The organism is Streptomyces kronopolitis (assembly GCF_014646275.1).
GTDB lineage: Bacteria > Actinomycetota > Actinomycetes > Streptomycetales > Streptomycetaceae > Streptomyces > Streptomyces kronopolitis.
Map to the genome: position 1 here is coordinate 226504 of NZ_BMND01000005.1, position 18918 is coordinate 245421.

Annotated in this window: 16 protein-coding genes and 1 pseudogene; 9 read left to right on the plus strand and 8 right to left on the minus strand. The window is 70.8% G+C overall.

Annotation, left to right across the window (positions count from 1 at the left end; all coding sequences use genetic code 11):
- Positions 1-74: 74 nt before the first annotated feature.
- Positions 75-815 (minus strand): FG-GAP repeat domain-containing protein, encoded by a 741-nt coding sequence (locus IEY78_RS08980; RefSeq protein WP_189097077.1) that lies wholly within the window; start codon positions 813-815, stop codon positions 75-77.
- A gap of 125 nt (positions 816-940) precedes the next feature.
- Positions 941-2155: a D-mannonate dehydratase ManD gene (gene manD, locus IEY78_RS08985; protein ID WP_189097078.1), complete on the minus strand. Its 1215-nt coding sequence runs from the start codon at positions 2153-2155 to the stop codon at positions 941-943.
- 192 nt (positions 2156-2347) lie between these two features.
- Here manD and IEY78_RS08990 point away from each other — a divergent pair, with 192 nt between their 5' ends.
- Positions 2348-3244: an IclR family transcriptional regulator gene (locus tag IEY78_RS08990; RefSeq protein WP_189097079.1), complete on the plus strand. Its 897-nt coding sequence runs from the start codon at positions 2348-2350 to the stop codon at positions 3242-3244.
- Between the two features lie 3 nt (positions 3245-3247).
- Here IEY78_RS08990 and IEY78_RS08995 read toward each other — a convergent pair whose 3' ends face one another.
- On the minus strand, positions 3248-4189 hold the full coding sequence (locus tag IEY78_RS08995; protein WP_373294097.1) for a LysR family transcriptional regulator: 942 nt from the start codon (positions 4187-4189) through the stop codon (positions 3248-3250).
- 54 nt (positions 4190-4243) lie between these two features.
- Here IEY78_RS08995 and IEY78_RS09000 point away from each other — a divergent pair, with 54 nt between their 5' ends.
- Both IEY78_RS09000 and IEY78_RS09005 read left to right on the plus strand, forming a co-directional pair.
- Entirely contained in the window at positions 4244-5686 is a 1443-nt protein-coding gene (locus IEY78_RS09000) for an MFS transporter (RefSeq protein ID WP_189097081.1), read from the plus strand.
- 217 nt (positions 5687-5903) lie between these two features.
- Complete coding sequence (locus tag IEY78_RS09005) at positions 5904-7085, plus strand: FAD-dependent oxidoreductase (protein WP_229699799.1); 1182 nt, start codon at positions 5904-5906, stop codon at positions 7083-7085.
- Positions 7086-7581: 496 nt separating this feature from the next.
- On the opposite strand, the gene rph is transcribed toward IEY78_RS09005, so the two are convergent.
- Both rph and IEY78_RS09015 read right to left on the minus strand, forming a co-directional pair.
- On the minus strand, positions 7582-10206 hold the full coding sequence (gene rph, locus IEY78_RS09010) for a rifamycin-inactivating phosphotransferase (protein WP_189097082.1): 2625 nt from the start codon (positions 10204-10206) through the stop codon (positions 7582-7584).
- A 304-nt stretch (positions 10207-10510) separates the two neighbouring features.
- Positions 10511-11686 carry an epoxide hydrolase family protein gene (locus tag IEY78_RS09015; RefSeq protein ID WP_189097083.1) on the minus strand — a complete coding sequence of 392 codons (1176 nt, stop codon included), beginning with the start codon at positions 11684-11686 and terminating at the stop codon, positions 10511-10513.
- 88 nt (positions 11687-11774) lie between these two features.
- Between IEY78_RS09015 and IEY78_RS09020 the strand changes: the two genes are divergently transcribed.
- Together IEY78_RS09020 and IEY78_RS09025 are read left to right on the plus strand one after the other, a co-directional pair.
- Positions 11775-12350, plus strand: a complete 576-nt coding sequence (locus IEY78_RS09020) for a CGNR zinc finger domain-containing protein (RefSeq protein WP_189097153.1) — start codon at positions 11775-11777, stop codon at positions 12348-12350.
- Between the two features lie 22 nt (positions 12351-12372).
- The gene (locus IEY78_RS09025) at positions 12373-13068 is read left to right on the plus strand and encodes an alpha/beta fold hydrolase (RefSeq protein WP_189097084.1); all 696 of its coding nucleotides are present in this window, start codon (positions 12373-12375) and stop codon (positions 13066-13068) included.
- Between the two features lie 76 nt (positions 13069-13144).
- On the opposite strand, the pseudogene IEY78_RS09030 reads toward IEY78_RS09025, so the two are convergent.
- Both IEY78_RS09030 and IEY78_RS09035 read right to left on the minus strand, forming a co-directional pair.
- Positions 13145-13333: pseudogene (locus IEY78_RS09030) on the minus strand (hypothetical protein); the annotation flags it as partial.
- Between the two features lie 44 nt (positions 13334-13377).
- Positions 13378-14703 carry an erythromycin esterase family protein gene (locus IEY78_RS09035; protein ID WP_189097086.1) on the minus strand — a complete coding sequence of 442 codons (1326 nt, stop codon included), beginning with the start codon at positions 14701-14703 and terminating at the stop codon, positions 13378-13380.
- 61 nt (positions 14704-14764) lie between these two features.
- On the opposite strand from IEY78_RS09035, the gene IEY78_RS09040 reads away from it, so the two are divergent.
- The 3 genes from IEY78_RS09040 (at position 14765) to IEY78_RS34260 (ending at position 16286) form a co-directional block, all read left to right on the plus strand.
- Positions 14765-15349, plus strand: a complete 585-nt coding sequence (locus IEY78_RS09040; protein WP_189097087.1) for a helix-turn-helix domain-containing protein — start codon at positions 14765-14767, stop codon at positions 15347-15349.
- 283 nt (positions 15350-15632) lie between these two features.
- Complete coding sequence (locus IEY78_RS34255; protein WP_229699800.1) at positions 15633-16052, plus strand: hypothetical protein; 420 nt, start codon at positions 15633-15635, stop codon at positions 16050-16052.
- 18 nt (positions 16053-16070) lie between these two features.
- The gene (locus IEY78_RS34260) at positions 16071-16286 is read left to right on the plus strand and encodes a hypothetical protein (protein ID WP_229699801.1); all 216 of its coding nucleotides are present in this window, start codon (positions 16071-16073) and stop codon (positions 16284-16286) included.
- Between the two features lie 267 nt (positions 16287-16553).
- Here the strand turns inward: IEY78_RS34260 and IEY78_RS09050 are convergent, their stop codons facing one another.
- Positions 16554-17951 carry a C39 family peptidase gene (locus IEY78_RS09050; protein WP_189097088.1) on the minus strand — a complete coding sequence of 466 codons (1398 nt, stop codon included), beginning with the start codon at positions 17949-17951 and terminating at the stop codon, positions 16554-16556.
- A 188-nt stretch (positions 17952-18139) separates the two neighbouring features.
- Between IEY78_RS09050 and IEY78_RS09055 the strand changes: the two genes are divergently transcribed.
- The gene (locus IEY78_RS09055) at positions 18140-18724 is read left to right on the plus strand and encodes a uridine kinase family protein (RefSeq protein WP_189097089.1); all 585 of its coding nucleotides are present in this window, start codon (positions 18140-18142) and stop codon (positions 18722-18724) included.
- Positions 18725-18918 lie beyond the last annotated feature (194 nt).

Genomic DNA, 18918 nt, shown 5'->3' on the forward strand with positions numbered 1-18918 from the left:
TGCCGTCCGGCACGACTCCGGACCGCCGACGGCTCCGGGCGCGGGCCCGGAGGACCGCCGGCGCCCGGTCGTGGTCAGGAGCAGGGCTTGTAGAAGTGCTTCCAGCCGTCGCCGGGCATGGCCGGCGGCTCGGACGTGGAGCCGAACGCCCCGTACTTCACCTGGAGTTCGTAGCTGTGGGCACCCGGGCCGCTGCCCGGCTTCGTCAGGCGCACATCCCGGTCCAGCTGCCCGTCACCGGCGTTGTCGAGGATCGCGAGGTCCGGGTAGGCATCGCCGCCGTAGTTGGCGATCCGCAGCTGCCGCGCCTCGCCACGGTCGCCGATGTCGGAGTGCCGGGCCGTGGCGGAGCCGAGGTCCGCCCGCTTGAGGGGGCCGGGACGGTACTGCGCGATGCGGGCCGTGGCGGCGTCGTCCCCGTCGGCCGGCTTGACCACGTTGACTACCATGTCCAGGGTGCCGTCCCGCTGGAAGTCGGCGACCGCGGCGGTCGTGACCTCCCCCTTCTTCGCGCCGAGCAGGGTGCTCACGGCGTACGTGGGGCCGAACGTCCCGTTCTTGGCACCCCATTGGACGGTCACCTTGGTGCCGGTGAGGCCGGGGTTGCTGATCCTGTCGGGGTGGCCGTCACCGTCGAGGTCGCCGACCAGCGTGGTGGCATCGGCCAGGCACGGGGCCGCTGCCTTCTTGCCCGCCACTGCCGCGCCGCCCGGGGCCGGTGCGGTGGCCGCGCCGGCCTGGGCCCCGGCGATCGTCAGGGGCAGCGCGAGGGCCGCGACGGGCACGGCGATCAGGCGTAAGGACTTACGGAACATCTCCCACTCCTCATGTAGTTGCTGCGAAGTGAGAGGCCGTCAGCACCCGGCGCGTTGGCGCCCGAATCGCCGTATTACACAACCGTGACGTGCGCCCGGGCGCGCACGGCCGGTCGCCGCCCCGTTCACCAGTCGTGGACCGAACCGTCCGCGAGGGTGTTCACCGGAAGGTACTTCGGGTCGTACGCGAAGCGGGCGGCGGCCTCCTCGTCGTACTCGACGCCGATCCCCGGGGCGTCGCCGGGGTGCATCAGGCCGTCCTCGAAGCTCCAGGTGGTCTTGAAGACCTCCTGGCACGGGGGCAGGTACTCCATGTACTCCTGCATCCCGAAGTTCTGCACGGACAGGTCGACATGCAGGGCGGCGGCGAAGGAGACCGGCGACACATCGCCCGCGCCGTGCGCGCCGGAGCGGACGCCGTAGAGCTCCGCCAGCGAGAGGATCTTGCGGAGGTGGCTGATACCGCCCGCGTGCGAGACGGACGTGCGGATGTAGTCGATGAGCCGTTCGGTGATCAGGTACTGGCAGTCCCAGATGGAGTTGAAGACCTCGCCGACCGCCAGCGGCGCGGTGGTGTGCTGCCGGATGAGCCGGAAGGCCTCCTGGTCCTCGGCCGGGGTCGGGTCCTCGATCCAGAACATCCGGAACAGCTCCAGGGATTTGCCCAGGTGGGCGGCCTCGATGGGGGTGAGCCGGTGGTGGACGTCGTGCAGGAGGTGGAAGCCGTGGCCGAACTCCTGGCGCACCATCGCCATGTACCGCGGCACCCAGTTGAGGTACCGGCCGGTGTCCCAGCCCTCCACGAGAGGCCGCTCGACGGCGGCCGGCTCACCGGCGTTCCGCTGGCCCTCGGGCACGCCGTGGACCGTCCCGACGCCGGGGACGGCGGCCTGCGCGCGCACCGCCCGGAAGCCGCGGTCCAGGAGGCGGCCGACCTCGTCGAGGAGCCCGGGGATGTCCTCGCCGCTGGCGTGGCCGTAGACGGTGACCCCGTCGCGGGAGGCGCCGCCGAGCAGTTGGTAGACGGGCAGACCCGCCCGCTTGCCCTTGATGTCCCACAGGGCGACATCGACCGCCGCGATGGCCGTCATGGTGACCGGCCCGCGCCGCCAGTAGGCACCTTTGTAGAGGTACTGCCAGATGCGCTCGATGCAGGACGGATCCTTGCCGATCAGCAGCGGGCACACATGGTCGCGCAGGTAGGAGGCGACGGAGAGTTCGCGGCCGTTGAGCGTGGCGTCGCCGATGCCCGTGACGCCGTCGGACGTGGCGATCTTGAGGGTGACGTAGTTGCGTCCCGGGCAGGTGATCAGGACCTTGGCCTCGGTGATCGTCGTCATGATGCGCAGCCTCCTTGCTGCACGGAGGGGGGTGGGGGCGTGGAGCAGGAAGGGGCGGGCGAGCGGGCAGCGCCCGACGGAGCCGGCGAAGGCGGCTCGGGGAAGGAAAGCTCGTCCCCTGTTCCACGTAGTGAAACGATGTATCGTGTAGCAGAACTTTGTGACGCCACCGTAAGCAAACGGGGGTATCCCGTGCCAAGGGAACAAAGACCCGAATCGCACGATCCGCACCACGCGGAGGACGCGGAGGACGCAGCCGAGGCAGTCGGCGCGGATGGCACAGTCGGTCCGGACGACGCGGGCAGCGCGCCCGAGCAGCCCGGGGCGACCGCACGCCGCGGCCGGACCTCGGCGGCCGGTTCCGCACTGGAGAAGTCGCTGCGCATCCTGGAAGCGGTGGCCGCCCCGGGCGGTCCGCACCGCCTGACGGGCATCACCGAGGCCGCCGCCGTCCCGAAGTCGAGCACCTACCGGATCCTGGCCTCGCTGAGCGCGCAGGGCTTCGTACGCCAGGAGGCCGGCGGCCGCTATGGCGTCGGCCCACGGCTGCGCGGGCTGTCCGCGCAGGTCATCGGCGGTGCGGAGCCGGCGAGCATCGGGCACATCCTGGACGAGCTCCAGCACACCACCGGGCTGACCGTCCACCTGGCGCTGCACAGCGGCGAGACCATCACCTGCATCCGCAAACTGGAGGGCGACCAGCCCTTCCGCACGGCCTCACGCATCGGCCTGCGGATGCCCCTGCACACGACCGCGATCGGGAAGAGCATCCTGGCCCACCTCCCCGCCGAGGAGGTCCGGGCGCTGATCACCGGCGGCGGCCTGCCGGCCCGCACCCCGCAGACGCTGACCACGCCCGAGGCGCTGGAGGCCGACCTGGAATCCGTCCGGGCCCGCGGCTTCGCCATCGACGAGGAGGAGAACGAACCCGGCGTCCGCTGCATCGGCGCGGCCGTCCTGGACCACGCGGGCCGCCCGGTCGCCGGCGTCTCCCTCACCACCGTGACCTTCCTGGTGCCGCGCGACCAACTCACGTCCTACGCACCGGACTTGCGCGCCGCCACCCAGGCCCTGACACCCCTGCTCTGACGTTCAGCCGGACGCCTTCTCCGGCGGCAGCTCCCGCAGGACGTCGCGCACCGTCTCGCGTACCAGTCCGCGCAGCCAGCGGTGCCCGGCGTCGGCCTCCTGGCGCGGATGCCAGGCCATCTCCAGCGTCATCGGCGGCAGTTCGAGCGGGACGGCCAGGGTGCGCAGGCCCAGCCGGCGGACGGTCGGGGCCGCGGCCCGGGCGTTCGCCAGGCCGACGGCGTCGCTGTCCTGGACCATCATCAGCGAAGCGGCGAAGGTCGGAACGGTGGCGATCACCCGCCGCCGCAGCCCGAGTGCGGCGAGCGCCGCGTCGACCGGGCCGGTCAGCCGGCCGCGGCGGGAGTAGTTGAGGTGCTGCGCGGCGGCGAAGCGGGCCGGGGTGAGCTCTCCGCGGGTCAGCGGGTGACCGTCCCGCACCACCGCGACGCTGTGGTCGACGAACAGCTCCTCCCTGCGGATCTCCGGCTCCAGGCTGTCGATGACCCCGAGTTCGAGGTCCGCGGAGCCGTCCCGCAGCAGGGGAACGTCGACCGAACCCTCGCCGAGGAAGCGCAGCACGACCTGCGGAGCCTGTTCGGCGGCACGGGCGAGCAGGGCCGGGCCCAGGACCGTGACGAAGACATCGTTGGCGTGGAGGGTGAAGACGCGGGCCAGCGCCGCCGGGTCGGCCGGTGCGGACGGGGCCAGCACGCCGTGGGCCGCCTCCACCAGCCTTCGCACCTCGGCCCTGATCTCCAGCGCCCGCGGCGTGGGGACCATGTGGCGGCCGGCGCGGACCAGCACGGGGTCGCCGGTCGTGCGGCGGATCCGGCCGAGCGCCCGGCTCATGGCCGGCCCGGAGAGCCCCAGCCGGTCGGCGGCCGCCGTCACGCTCTGCTCTTCGAGCAGGGCGTCCAGCGCCGTCAGCAGGTTGAGGTCGATGTTTGCGTTTCGCGCAATCATGGAGTGCATACCTTGCATTTGAAGTTAATTAGAGCGAAATCTAACGTGCCGGCCATGACCACGACCGCTTCCCCTCCCGTTCCCGCCGCCGGTGTCCGCCACGGGCGGCGTGCGGTGACCGCCGCGATGTGCGCCTGCGTCCTGGTCGCACAGTCCCTGGTGGCCGCGATGAATCTCGCGATACCCAAGATCACCGCGAGTGCGCTGCACCCCTCCCACACCCAGATGCTGTGGATCGTCGACATCTATGTGCTGGTCTTCGCCGGACTGCTGATCCCGGCCGGGGCACTCGGCGACCGCTTCGGCCGCAAGGGCACCCTCCTGACCGGGCTGGGCGCGTTCGGCGCGGGCGCCCTGCTGTGCGCCCTGGCCCCGGCGCTGCCGGTACTGATGGCGGGCCGCGCCCTCTCGGGTGCCGGAGCCGCGCTGCTGGTGCCGGCGACCATGTCCGTGCTGCTGCACGCCTCCCCGCCCGACCGCAGGGCCGGGGCGGTCGCCGCCTGGAGCACCGCAATGGGGGCCGGCGGCCTGGTCGGCAACGCGGGCGGCGGACTGCTCGTGCAGTACCTCCCCTGGCAGGGGCTGTTCCTCGGCTACGTGCCGCTCGCCCTGGCCCTGTTCGTCTGGGTCGCCCGGTCCGCGCCCCGGGTCCCGACGCAGACCGCGGCGCTCGACCTGCCGGGTTCGGCACTGCTGGCCCTCGGCGCCGGGACGCTGCTCTTCGGCATCATCGAGGGCCCGGACCGAGGCTGGCTCTCGGCCCCGGTGACCGGCGCCTTCGCCCTGGCGCTGGTGCTGCTCGCGGTGTTCGTCCGGCACGGTCTGCGCGCCGCGCACCCGATCCTGGATCCCCGGCTGTTCCGGCTGCCGCGGCTGCGCGCCGGCAGCGTCGGCATCGCCACCGCCTTCTTCGGGATGTTCGCGCTGTTCTACGTCAACGGGCAGTTCCTGCAGTACGTGAAGGGGTACTCACCGGTGCAGACGGGTGCCGCGATCGTGCCGCTGGCCGTGGGAATGATGGTGTGCACGAAGTTCGGCGTGCGCGGCGCCGAGCGGCTCGGCGAGGCCCGCACGGCCGGCGCCGGACTGGTCCTGATCGGGACCGGTCTGCTGCTGCTCTCCACCGCCGATGCCCACACCTCCTACCTCCGCTACCTGGTGTTCCTGCTGGTGCTGTCGGCCGGTGCGGGGCTGGCGATGCCGACCCTGTCGCATGCGATCGTGGCCTCCGTACCGGCGAGCCGCTCCGGCATGGGATCCGGACTCCAGGGCGCGGCACGGGAGTTGGGCGCGGCCCTGGGTATCGCCGTGACGGGCACCGCACTGTCCACCCACCTCGCCCCGGTAGCGGGACACGGCACCGCGGCGGCCACCGCGTTCACCGAGGCGACGGCGCTGGGCTACCGGATCGCCGCAGGAGTGGTGCTGGTGGCGAGCGTCGCCGTGGTGACCGGCCTGCGCACCCGCACCCGGTCCGGCACTCCCGCCCGCGCCTGAACCCGGGCGCGCCCGCGAGGGCCCCGACCGCACCAGCACCGGTCGCGGCCGACGACGCGCCCTTGACCCGGGAGACCACTGGGGCTCAAGAGGCCTGATGCGCAGCGTAGTTACGGGTCGGTCGCCCCTTGCGTACTACGCCCCGTCGCACACCACGGCCGGGTGCATCATGGATCCGGACGCCCGAGGGGACCGACACAACAGAGCGGACCGGTACGTGACACGCATTCTGGTCATCGGTGGTGGGATCGCGGGTTCGGCGACCGCGCTGGCCCTGCACAAGGCAGGTCTCGATGTCACCGTGCACGAGGCGCATCCCGGCACGGCCGAGGACATCGGGGCGTTCCTGACCCTGGCGAGCAACGGGATGCGCGCACTGGCGCAGCTCGACGCCTCGCAGGTGGTCACCTCGCGCGGCTTCCCGCTGCGCACCATGCGGGTGCTCGACGACCGGGGCGGCGAGATGGCCCATGTGCCGCTGGGCGAGGCCGACGACACCCTGCTGCGGTACCGGTGCCTGCGCCGCGGGGAGTTGAACGCCGCCCTCCAGGCCGAGGCGGTCCGCCGGGGCATCGGGGTGTCGCACGGCGCGCGGCTGGTGTCCGTGGAGAACGGCCCCGACGGCGTGAGCGCGCGGTTCGCCGACGGCAGCGTCGCGACCGGCGACCTGCTCATCGGCGCGGACGGCCTGAACTCGGCCGTCCGGCGATCGGTCGCCCCCGGCGTGGCGCCCGTCTACGCGGGGCAGAGCGTCTACTACGGCTACACGCGCACCGCCCCGGTAGCGGAGGACACCGGTCACCTCACCATGGTGCGGGGCAGCGCCGCCGCCTTCGGCTACGCGGTCTCGCCGGACGGGGAGGTGTACTGGTTCGCCCGCGTCGGCGGCGACCCCGTGCCCGCCGAGGAGCTTGCGGCCCCCACGCCGTCCCGCTGGCGCGCACACCTCGTCGCGCTGCTGGGCAAGGACGCCACCCCCGCCGCGGGCATCGTCGCGGCCTCCACCGACGACCTCATGGCCACCCACGCCACCGAGATCCCACCCGGCACCCCCTGGCACTCCGGACGCACGCTGCTCATCGGCGACGCGGCGCACGCGGCCTCACCGGCGACCGGCCAGGGCGCCTCGATGGCGTTGGAGGACGCCGTCATCCTCGCCAAGTCCCTGCGGGACACCCCCGACCTGGACAGCGCCCTCACCCTCTACGAGGCCTGCCGCCGCCCCCGCGTGGAGCACAACATCACCGTCAGCGGAGAGATCTCCCGCGGCACCCGCCCCCCGGCCCGCGCCGCCGGAGGCCCGCCCCCGCAGCGCCCCGGCGACGACACCCTCACCGCCCAGCTGGACTGGCACCGCGCTCTGCACGCCGACGCCGGCGACGCGGGACAAGTCGAGTAGGCACCGGCTGGCGAGGGGCCAGGACAACCGGTTCAGCACGCACCGCACCGGCCCGTCACTGCACCGGTCTTTCACCGCACCGGCCTTTTCGCATAAGAAACCACGTGCGCCAAAGAAACCACATTCGCAGCAGAAATCACGCGAAATCACGCTCACCCGAATGGCCGACCCGTTTCGCGGCGAACTTGCGGGGTTCCTCCATTCAGCTGACGCTGAAATGACCTACGCCTTCGCATCGCATTCGTGATCACACCTTCGTCGGGAGGCCCCGTGGTCGTGATGGGTCTGCTTGTGCCGTGGATACTTCTGCTCGTGATGATCGGGCTGGACATTTTCGAGGACCGTCTCTTTCCTCCGTCGACGACAACGCCGCCGCCGGAGGAGAACCAGCCCGAGCCCGAGGACCGGGAATAGCGGTGCCCCCTGCCGGGAGGCGGGGCCCGGTCGTCCCGCACCGTGGCCGGTGCGAGCGCCGGGCCCGGCCCGTCCCGACCGGTCAGGACAGGATCTCGACGTACCCGTCGACTCCGTGCACCCGGATCCGCTGCCCGTCGCGGATCAGCCGGGTGGCCTGCTCCACGCCCACGACGGCGGGCAGGCCGTACTCGCGGGCGATCACCGCGCCATGGGTCATCAGGCCGCCCACCTCCGTGACCAGGCCCGCGATGCCGACGAACAGCGGCGACCAGCTGGGGTCCGTGAAGGTCGTGACCAGGATGTCGCCCGCTTCGAGATCGGCCTTGGCCATGTCCAGGATGACGCGGGCCCGCCCCTCGACGATCCCGGCGGAGACCGGCAGGCCGGTCAGGGCGCCGGCCGGTACGTCGTCGCGCCGGTACGCACCGGTGAGCGCCTCGCCGTCCGAGGTGAGCACCCGGGGCGGGGTGAGCGCGTGGTACGACCGGAAGGCGTCCTTGCGCTGCCGGATGAGCCGGCCGTCCACCTCCTGTGCGCGCACGGCGTCCCGGAATTCCTGGAAGGTGAGGTAGAAGACGTCCTCCTTCTCCGGAAGCGCACCGGTCTGCACGAGGCGCTCGGCCTCCGCCAGCAGGGCCTGCTTGTAGACGAAGTAGCGGCTGACGATGCCGTACTTCGGGTACTCCCGGTACCCGATGAAGGTTCTGACCCGGTCGATCATCCGCTTGGTCTCGGCGGCCTTGCGGTCCCCGTCCGGCAGGGCCCGCAGGCGTGCCAGCACGTCCTGTTCCTTCTGCTGCGCCTTCTCCCGCCCGTGCGCGAAGCGCCGTTCGGCGGCCCCCGGCGCGAAGTTCCTGACGTGGTCGAGGATCACGGGCACCAGCGCGCCGGGACGCTCGCGCCACCGCGGCCGCGTGATGTCGATCTCGCCGACGCAGCGCATACCGTACCGGTCGAGGTAGTCCTCGATGGCGTCGCGCGCTGCGGCCCCGCCCGCGCGCTTCGCCAACTCGCCCAGGAAGGCGGCGTTTTCGGCGTCCTCGGCATCGTCGACGCACTCGACGCCCCGCAGGTACTCCACCACCTCCGGATGCGGGCGGATCACGTCCGCCACGTCGAGCAGCGCCAGCCCCATCTCCGACGTGACGTTGCCGGGGGCGGACAGCGTGAGCGTGTCGGCCGCGTTCTTCTCGCCGAGCCACTCCCCCAGCTTGTCGTTGAGCCACCAGGTGGCCTCCATCCCCGCCATGATCGCCTGAAGGTTCAGCGGATCACCGAGGACCCGCTTGTGCTCCTCGAAGGCCTCCAGCAGGAAGTCGAACAGCGCCGGCCCGGACTTCGTGCGGATGTCGCGCTCCAGGGCGGCGATGGACTCCCGGCTGCGCTCGATCAGCCCGGTGACGACGGCGGGATCGGTCTCCACCGGGGCGGACGCCCCGCCCACCGGCGGCCCGCCGGGGCCCGCGTCCGGCAGCGACGGGACGAAGCCGTCGCGGTTGAGGACGGTCTCCAGCGCGTCCCTGGTCAGCGGATCTCCCCTCCCCATGACGTCCAGGAGGCCGGCGCGGCTCGCGGGCGCGGCCAGACGCCGGGTGACATCGACGAACAGCCTCCCGCCGGCCTCGTGCATCGGCACCATGGCCGTCAGCCGCCACAGGGAGAGTCCCAGGGGCTTCATGGGGTCGGTCATCATCTGCCCGTGACCGACGGAGACATAGACGTGATTGTCCTGGTCGCCGCTCTCCGGAAGGGGGAACAGCGTCGTGATCGGCCGGCTCTGCACGATCCGGAAGCCGTCGTCGACCAGGCACCATTCGATGTCCTGCGGGCGGCCGAAGTGCGCCTCGATCCGCCGCCCGAGCTGCACGAGCCGCACGACCTGCGCATCCGTCAGCGCCGGCTGCTCCTGCCGCTCCGCGTCGATCGCCACTTCCCGCGTCCCGCCGCCCGGCAGGGCCTGCACGGCACACCGCTTGGCCGCGATCGTCCTGGCGACGACCTCGCCGTGCCGCACCGTGAAGACGTCCGGATTCACCAGGCCGGAGACCAGGGCCTCGCCCAGGCCGAATCCGGCGTCCACGGTCGCCACCGTCCGGTTGCCGGTGACCGGGTCGGCCGTGAACAGCACGCCGGCCGCCTGCGGGACGACCATCCGCTGCACGACCACCGCCATGTGGACCGCACGGTGGTCGATGCCGTTGCCCCGGCGGTAGGCCACGGCCCGCTCGGTGAACAGCGAGGCCCAGCACCGGCTGACGTGCCGGAGGACCGCCGTCGGGCCCACGACGTTCAGGTAGGTGTCCTGCTGACCGGCGAAGGACGCCGTCGGCAGGTCCTCCGCCGTCGCGCTGGACCGGACGGCAAAGGCGGCCCGCTCGCCGAACCGGGCGAGCCCGCGGGTGATCGCCGCCGCGAGATCCTCCGGGATGGCGGTGTCTTCGATGATCCGGCGGATCCGCGCGCCGAGCGTGCGGATCGCCTCCCGGTCGTCCGGGTCCACGCGCGACAGCCGATCGAGCAGATCGCCGGTCGACGGCGCCTCTGCCATGATCCGCCGGAAGGCATCCGTCGTCACACAGAAGCCATCCGGCACACGGAGGCCTTCGATCCGAGACAGCCCGCCCAGCTGCGCCCCCTTGCCGCCGACGACCGCGACATCCGTCTCGTCGGCCTCGTGGAGGTCCCACACATACTGCTCGGTCATCGCGACACCTCCGGGACGGCCGCGCTCCGGGGCTCCGCGTCCGCCGACCGCATCACCGGCGCCTGCCCCCGCAACGCCGGTCCGCCCACCGTCCCCACGTCACCGCGGACCCCGTACACCGACAACAACACACGCACGTCGTGCCCTCATTTCCGCAGGTTGTGGCATCGGCCGACGATTCTGCGGCACGACCCGGGCCTTGCCGCAAGCCCCCCAACCCGCTATAAATTGAGAGTGGCAAGGAGAGTTCTCTCCTTGCCTTTGTCGTTGTGGCGGTGAGCGAGTCCGAGTCGCCGATCCGCGTTCACCGACCGGCGGCCGCCAGCACTGCCGTGAGGCCCTCTCGCAGATCCTTGACGAAATACTCGGGGACCTCCAGCGACGGGAAATGTCCCCCGCTTTCGGGCGAACTCCACCGGACGATCTGCCGGTACCGCTCCTGCGCCCAGGGGCGCGGACACTTCTCGATGTCGCGGGGGTACATGGTGATCGCCGACGGGACGTCGACCCGGAGTTCGGGGTCCAGCGAGTTGTGGCTTTCGTAGTAGATGCGGGCCGCCGATGCGCCGCTCCGCGTCAGCCAATACAGGGTGACGTCATCGAGAATCCGGTCCCGGGAAATCGTCTCGAACGGGCTGTCTTCGGTATCCGTCCACTCGGCGAACTTGTCCAGGATCCAGGCGAGCAGCCCGACCGGTGAGTCGACGAGCGAGTACCCGATGGTCTGCGGCCGGGTCGCCTGCTGCTTCGCGTATGCCGCGCGGTGGCGCCAGAAATGGCGGGTGTCCTCGGCCCACGTGCGCTCGACCGCCGTCAGCCCGTCCATGGTCAGCCCGGGCGGCCCCTCCGCGAACGTGGTGTGGATACCGAGAACGTGCGCCGGGAACCTGCCGCCGAGCACCGTGGTGATATTGCCTCCCCAGTCACCGCCGTGGGCGGCGAACCTGCTGTAGCCGAGCCTCCCCATCAGTTCCACCCAGGCGGCCGCGGTCTTTTCGGTTCCCCATCCGGTGGTGGCCGGCTTGTCGCTGTAACCAAAGCCCGGCAGCGACGGAGCCACGACGTGAAATGCCGGCGCGTCCACATCGTCCGGATCCGCCAACTCGTCGACCACATCGATGAATTCCGCGATGCTTCCCGGCCAGCCGTGCGTCAAGATCAGCGGAGTGGCGTCCTCGCGCGCAGAGCGGCGGTGCAGGAAATGGATTCCCAGATCATCAATGGTCGTACGGAACTGCCCGATGCGATTAAGGCGCTCTTCAAACGACCGCCAGTTGTACCCGGTGCGCCAGTAGTTCACGACCTCGACGAGGTCGGCGAGAGGAACACCCTGCTCCCATCGGCGGGGGCCGGGCGCGGCGGGATGGACCGTCTCGGCCTCCGGTAGCCGCGCCGCGGCCAATCGCGCGCGCAGATCATCGAGGTCGGCGTCGGGTGCATGGGCTTCGAAAGCTTGCACATCGCTGGCGGGACGGGACATGGGACCTCCTGGGCATCGTGGAACCGGCCAAGGCGGTTCTAACAGCTCCCCGCGCCGCACTGCAACCGTCTAAGGTGGTTCCATGCGTGTGCGTCCCGGCTTCCCCGACTTCCGCCTCGGCAATGTCCTGGCGACCAGCTTCACGGGGACTCTCTCCGAGCGGCATGGCAACGCGGTGGAGCGCATCCCCACGCCGCAGCGACTCATCGACTGGCTTGCGGTGAACGGCCTCGCCGTGGACTCCTGCACCACCGCCCAGCTCGACCTCGCCCGGGAACTGCGGGAGTCGATTCACGCCGCCGCGACCGCGGCCGCGCTCCAGGACGCTCTCCCCGCGTCTGCCGTCAAGGTCATCAATGACCGCAGCGCTCAGGGGCGGGCCTCGGCGATCCTCACCCCCGAGGGCAAGCGGCGATGGCAGCTCAGCTCGTCTTCTCTCGTGGAAGATGCCCTCAGCGTGATCGCCGCCGACGCGATCAGCATCATCGCGGGCGAACGAGACGGAAAACTGGCCTTGTGCGCCTCACCGACCTGCCGAGCCGCCTTCTTCGACACCAGCCAGAGCCGCACCCGCAAATGGTGCGACATGAACACGTGCGGGAATCGCCAGAAGAAGGCGCGCTTCCACGCCAATCAGCGCAAGGACCCCGGTTCAGGGGAGTGATCGTCACCCATCTGGAGGTGCGATGAGAGTCGTGTTCGTGCACGGTGCGTGTGTGCGGGACGGGTCGTGGTGGTGGCACCGCACCGCCGAGCTGCTGCGGGAGCGGGGAGTGCCGAGCGTGGCCCCGGCGCTGCCGAGCTGCGGCGAGGCGGGCCTGCCCGGCGGCGACAGCGGTCCGGGGCTGCCCGAGGATGTCGCCGCGGTGCGGCAGGTGCTACAGGCCGGCGACGAGCCGACCGTGGTGGTCGCCCACAGCTACGGCGGGATCGTCACGGCGGAGGCCGCCGCGGGGATCGGGGCGGTGCGCCACCTCGTGCTGGTCTCCAGCTACCTGCCCGAAGTCGGCCAGAGCCTTTCGGAGTTCGGGGACGGCGGCCCCGCCCCGTTCCTCGACGTGGACCCCGACGCCGGCACGTTCGGGGTCCGCCCCGAGCTGCTCGTGGACACCTTCCTTCAGGACTGCGCCCCCGAGGTCCAGGCGGAGGCGGCGGACCACCTCGCCCGGCAGAGCGTGCGGGTGACCGGGCAGCCGGTCGGGGCGGCCGCATGGCAGCAGGTGCCCTCGACCTACCTCGTCTGCGCCCAGGACCGGGGCACGCCGCCGCGACGGCAACGCGAGTTCGCCCGCCGCGCCGACCGGATCGTTGAACTCGACGCCGGCCACCACCCGTTCCTGTCTCACCCCGCAGCCGTCCGGGACCTGCTGCTGAGCCTGTGACGACAGCCGCGAACGAGGTGTCGGGGCGGGAATCCTTGGCCTCGTCGACAACCGAACGCGCCTGCAACAGAATTCGTCAACGCCGGCTTGCCGCGAGCAGCCGCAGTGCTGTGTCGTCCTCGCCGCCGGGCCGTGGAAAGTACACATACAGCACATGCCCCTCGGGGCCGGCGAGCGCGAACGTCTCGTAGTCGAGGCAGAGAACGCCGACGCCTTCGACCGCGAGCTGCACGGACCACCCGAAGGGAAGCCCCGGTGGCCGGGCCGTCCAGAAGCGCGTTGGTTACGTCGGCTCCCGCTGGAGCAGGGTCATCGCGGCTTCCACTGGGAGAATGCCTTCTGTACGTCGTGAGGCGAGTCGGCGAGGGCGGTGTCGTCGGGTTCGGCTGCGGTGACGTGGGGGAGGTGAACGATGACGTCATAGGCGTCCAGGGGGCTCACATCGCAGTAGAGAGTGCCGACACGCTGCCGGGAGATGGCCCGAACGGCCTCGGTGTCGGCCGGTGACAGCCGCCGCAGGTCGGTGGCGAAGGGGCCGTCACCGCTGGCGGCCATGAGCGCGTCGAGGCTGCCGGGCTGGGGAGGCTCCAGGTCGGTGAAGAGCTTGCCGGCGTAGAAGTCGGCTCCGCTATTGAGGGTTTGGCCTGTGCCGTTGGTGGTGCCGATGACCAGGTAGCCCTCGCCGATCCGGTCAGCAAGGTGCATGCCCATGGTCGACGCAGGAGGCATGCCCGGCCAGTGGGCGGGCCAGCGCTGGATGTGGCCGTTATGGGCGGCCAGAACGATCCGGTCCTCCCGGTGCAGGATCCATTCGACGGTGTCCGCGATCGCGGCGTCGCGGTTGAAGAGCACGCTGCCGTGGTCACCACGGGCCATCGCGCGGGCAATCGCATCGGTGGTGACGGTCAGGTGCAGCGCGCGCAGTGCGCGCTCGTAGGTGTCGGCAGTCGTGCGCTGCCGGTAGTCCAGGCGTCGCCCCTCCATCTGTGCGGTGAGGTCGGCGAGTCCTGCTGTCAGTGCATCGCGTTGCTCAGGTGCGAGCTGTCCGTAGGCGGCGACGGACTGGGAAAGGGAGAATGCGGACGGCGCCGCGAAGGCCGAGGCCGTCTCGCGAATCCTGGGATCCATCTCGAACTCAGGGTCTGCGTGTGCGAGGTAGGCGATGACGGTGTCCAGGCCGGGTAGCAGGGAGACGTTCGAGCCGGACAGGTCGATGCCGTAGAAGCCAACTGGGTCGGCGGATTCGAGATTGTGCTGCCGCATCCACTCCAGATGGGTCCGCAATTCGGTCCACAGTCCCATCAGCGAGGTCATGCCGTTCGCCATGACGTTGCCGGGCTGGCCCTGGCCGCCGCGGATCCATTCGTCGGTGAGTCTTCCCTCGACGAATCCGGACTCCATCGCGTAGGCGCCGAACCCGTGCCGCTCGACCAGGTACCGCGTCAGGCGGTGGCGCAGCTGGTAGGACTCGCGGTTGTAGTGCGCGTTCTCGCCGATCGCCACCACCCTCGCGTCGCCGATCGCCTCATCCAGCCATGCCAGATCCTCTTGCGGCCCGTCCGGGTCCAGCGTTCGCAGTGGCCGTAACGCCTCGGTGCTCAGCCGAGCCGGAGCCGGTGAGTTGTTCGTGGTCACTTCTCTCCCCCTTCATTGTTCCCAACTTTGGGAACGTTACCAGATATGGGATCATTGCGGGGTGGACACTCTCGACTTGCTGCTGCACCCGGTGCGGCTACGCATCACCTACGCCATGTCCGGTGAGCGGACGCGCACTACCGCCGAGTTGTGTGCGGCGCTGCCCGATGTCCCCAAGACCACCGTGTACCGGCACGTCGGCCTGCTGGCCGAGGGGGGAGTCCTGGAGGTGGTGGACGAGCAGCGGGTGCGCGGTGCGGTGGAACGGCGTTACCGACTGCGCCGGGACCGGATGGCGATCGGCCCCGAGGCGGGGGCGTCGATGTCCCTGGACGACCACAGCCGCGGTTTCGCCGCCGCCATGGCCGCCCTGCTCGCCGAGTTCAACGCCTACCTCGACCGGCCGGGAGCCGACCCGTTCGCCGACTCCGTGGGCTACCGGCAGGGCACCCTCTGGCTCAGCCCCGACGAACTCACCGAGATGATCAGCGAGTTGCGTCATTCCTTCGCGTCACGCGCGGGCAACGGGCCCGCACCGGGCCGCAAGCCCCACCTGGTGAGTTCCATCTTCTTCCCGACTGAGGAGCCACTACCGCGACACGAAGACCCCCCGACGGCCACCAGCAGTGAAACCGACAGGCAGTGACGCCGCAACAGACCTACCCCTGCAGCGTCAGCTACCTCGCCCGGCCGTACGACGATGCACCAGAACCCGCTGGAGATCACGCGTCGCGTTCACCAGTGAAACGCTCCACTGCCAGTCGGCCATGCGGAGCGTTCCCGGTTCTCATGAGGTACCGACTCGCCGTCACAGACATGTAGTCCATGAATCTTTGCAGTTCAGAGTCGACGCCCGAGCTCCTGCGGTCGGTAAAGTGGAGTACAAGAAGGGCGCCGATAGCGGGGTGTTGTCGTAGGCCGCCTCCTACATGTCCTGGCTGGATTCGGCGCACCACGAGTTCGAGGCGCTTGTCCGGAGGGGGCTGGGCGTGGAGGTTGCCGAGTCGATCGACTGGAGTCGACCGCGGATGGTCTGCATCGCGGCCGGCTTCTCCCATCACGACCGTGTGGCCGTGCAGCGGCTGCCCGAGCAGATCGACCTGGTGCACTACCGCGTCCTCGAGGGGGACTTGCTGAGCCTGCTGCTCGTGGACTCTTCGCCTGGGTCGCCGAGCGCCGCTTCGTCTCGGCGGAACCGGGAGCGGGACGCGGCGATCGACAGCACGCCGGCGGCACCGGTTCTGGTGGCTCCTGGTCTCGTCCCTGAGTGCCTGCGGGACCTGTACGCGGAGCCGGACGACGCTCTGACGGCGTGGGACGAGGTCGAGGTGGCGCCTCTGCGGCACTAGATCGCCTACCGGCGGCTGGTGAACGTGGCATCGGTGATCTTCCGTTCGAAGCACGCGGCGACCCTGGTCTCTCTCAGACTCGACCCGGACACCGTCACACTGGAGGAGGGCTTCACCCGGGACATGCGCGGCATCGGGCACCTCGGGACCGGGGACCTGGAGGTGCGCCTCGCCTCGGCAGCCGACCCGGAGAAGGCCGTGCCGCTGATCAGGTGGGCGTGGGAGGGGGCGTGAGCCACGCGGAGGGGTGGCACTTCAATCTCCCTTGCCGCGCCACCCCGTCGGCGATGTCCGAGCATCGTGCTCCCCCGCTACAAACCCCACGACCTGCGGTACAAGTGGGCCACCATGACCCTGAGCAACGGCGTGCCCATCCACGAGGCGTCCCGTTGGATGGGCCACAGCTCCATCAAGCACGGTGGACCGGTGCGGCCACCTCACCCTCGACGGCAGGAGCGCTGCCGTCAGGTCACATCGAGGCCACCTTCGGGGTGCACATGCTCAGCGGACCCCCAGCTCCGCCAGCACCTGCCGCTGGGACGCGGTCGGGTGGGCCGGGAAGTAGAGGTAGCAGACTCCTCCTGAACCGCTCTTGACCTGGCCGTTTGCGTCCTTTCGCTTCGTTCTCAACCAGATGGTTTCGAACTGCGAGCGCTTGTAGACGTGTCGGACGGCGGCGTCGTCGGGAGAGGCCGGGTCGTTGGCGATGACGTCGCCGGTCTTCGTGAAGCCGATGACGGTCATCAGGTGGCCGGCGGTGCCGTAGCCCGCTCCGTCGAGTTCGGTCTTGAGGAAGGACTGGGAGGTGATGACGGGGATGCCGACGTGGATGAGGCGTTCGGCGTCCGTGAGGGAGGTGAGGCGGGTGACGACGGACTGGAGGTCGCGGTAGGTGGCGGCGTAGGCGGCGTTGAAGGGCCAGTTCCCGCAGCCGTCGTACTGGTAGTCGAAGGTGTAGCGGGCGGCGTGGCAGACCTGGGGGTCGGCGTAGTCGGGGTTGACCCAGGACAGTTGCTGCTGGGTGGGCTTGCGGCCCCAGAATTCGATGATCATCTGGGACGAGGTGGGGCTGCACCAGGCCTCGCCGCCGTTGTCGTACTGCGGGTACTGGCCCTTGTGGATCTCCTGCGAATAGCGCGGGACTACCAGCTCGCGGCCGACCCGGCCGGGCGCGGACGGTGGCACCTCGAAGCGGTCGGGGAGGTCCGAGCCCATCGCGCCCAGCCGCCAGACGGTGGGGGTGAGCCGGGTGCCGGGCCTGCGGTGGAGGGTGGCGCGGAGTTCGTACGAGGCCAGCCGGAGGCCGCTCGCGGGGGTGTCGATGGCGAAGGTGTCGGTGGAGATGCTGCTGCGGCCGTCCTTCTGGCCGTCGAGCGAGGTGCGCCGGATGTCGGCGTCGCCGTCGCCGGAGGTCCAGCGGCCCATGACGTACCAGGGGGTGTGGCCGCCGTCGGAGTAGCCGCCGCGCAGTTCGACGGCGATCCAGGTGCCGGGAGGGGTGTGCGCGTTCCAGGAGGCGACGGCCTCGGTGGCCGGGGCGGTGAGGGTGTGCACCGGGGAGGTCCAGGTGGCGTACTCCCAGGCGGCGGACCTGCCGGTGTGCGGGTCGCGGTAGTCGACGGTGCCGGCCGGGTGCACGAGGCGGATGCCGGGGCGGGCACCGGGCGCAAGGCCGGTGCCCCGGGCGTGGCCCCTGGCCCAGTCGGCTGCGGTGGTCCAGGCGTGATAGTCCACGAGGCTCTTCCGGGGCGCGGCGGTGTCCGGGGCGGTGGGCGCGGCGGCCGTGCCCGCTGCGGGCGCGCGGGAGGCGCCGGCGGCCTGCGCCGAAGGGGTGGCGGCACCCGCCGCGGCGGCGAGCGCGGCGGCCAGGACGGTGCGCCGGGGCGCGGAGCTGGTCATGGTGGTTCCCCCAGTCGGATGCGTGCGAGCGGGCAGGAGAGAACGGGCAGGCCGGGGCGGATCAGCCGTGGCTCAACTATTGCCCTTGCGAGCCCGCTGCGGAAGGCGGTGCGGGGCGCGTCGCGGCGGCAATATTGGTGTGGACCACTGGCGGGCGGTGGTGCGGGCCCGCCCCGTACGCTGGCGCGATGGATCATGATCTGGCTTCGCTCGCCACCCGGCTGCACGCCCTGCCGCCGTCCTGCGGGCCGGTGCGGCTGATCGCGGTGGACGGGCACGCGGGGTCGGGCAAGACCACCTTCGCCGCGGACCTGGCCGGGGCGCTCGGCGGGGCACCCGTGGTGCACACCGACGACCTCGCCACCCATGAGGAGCTGTTCGCCTGGAGCGACCGCTTCGGTGCGCAGGTCCTCGAACCGCTCGCACGGGGCGAGACGGCACGGTACGGGGTCTACGACTGGGTGCGCGGCGAGTTCACCGGACAGCGGGAGCTGGCACCGGCGCCGCTGGTGCTGGTCGAGGGCGTGGGCGCGGGGCGGCGGGCGTTGCGGCCGTATCTGGCGTGCCTGCTGTGGATGGAACTGGCGAGCGAACACTCCTGGGAAAGGGGTCAACTCCGGGACGGGCCGGGTCTCTCCGCGTTCTGGAGTGGCTGGATTCCATCGGAGCGCGCGCACTTCACAGCGGACCCCTCCCGTCCGTATGCGGATTTCCTGGTGCATCAGGGGGAGACGGGGTACGAGGTACTTGTGGGACCGTCCGCGGCGTCATGAACGGCCCCACATTTAACGCTGCGTAACGAACGACGGGCGACGCGCCCGGGGGCGCCGACAGGGTCCCGCCGAGTGCCTCAACTCGGCTTGACCTAACGGGCGTACAGGACTTACGTTCTCAATGTGCGGTTCTACGGACCGCCCGCAGATGCGAAGCCCCCGGTTGTTCCCCCGTGATCGGGGGCTTCGTTCTG

Bases quoted from the DNA above. Each gene is read 5' to 3' on its own strand.
- rph (WP_189097082.1), bottom strand. From the start codon at position 10,206: ATGACCGAGCAGTATGTGTGGGACCTCCACGAGGCCGACGAGACGGAT.
- IEY78_RS09015 (WP_189097083.1), bottom strand. From the start codon at position 11,686: ATGTCCCGTCCCGCCAGCGATGTGCAAGCTTTCGAAGCCCATGCACCC.
- IEY78_RS34255 (WP_229699800.1), top strand. From the start codon at position 15,633: ATGTCCTGGCTGGATTCGGCGCACCACGAGTTCGAGGCGCTTGTCCGG.
- IEY78_RS09025 (WP_189097084.1), top strand. From the start codon at position 12,373: ATGAGAGTCGTGTTCGTGCACGGTGCGTGTGTGCGGGACGGGTCGTGG.
- IEY78_RS08980 (WP_189097077.1), bottom strand. From the start codon at position 815: ATGTTCCGTAAGTCCTTACGCCTGATCGCCGTGCCCGTCGCGGCCCTC.
- IEY78_RS08995 (WP_373294097.1), bottom strand. From the start codon at position 4,189: ATGATTGCGCGAAACGCAAACATCGACCTCAACCTGCTGACGGCGCTG.
- IEY78_RS09000 (WP_189097081.1), top strand. From the start codon at position 4,244: ATGACCACGACCGCTTCCCCTCCCGTTCCCGCCGCCGGTGTCCGCCAC.
- IEY78_RS09055 (WP_189097089.1), top strand. From the start codon at position 18,140: ATGGATCATGATCTGGCTTCGCTCGCCACCCGGCTGCACGCCCTGCCG.
- manD (WP_189097078.1), bottom strand. From the start codon at position 2,155: ATGACGACGATCACCGAGGCCAAGGTCCTGATCACCTGCCCGGGACGC.
- IEY78_RS09050 (WP_189097088.1), bottom strand. From the start codon at position 17,951: ATGACCAGCTCCGCGCCCCGGCGCACCGTCCTGGCCGCCGCGCTCGCC.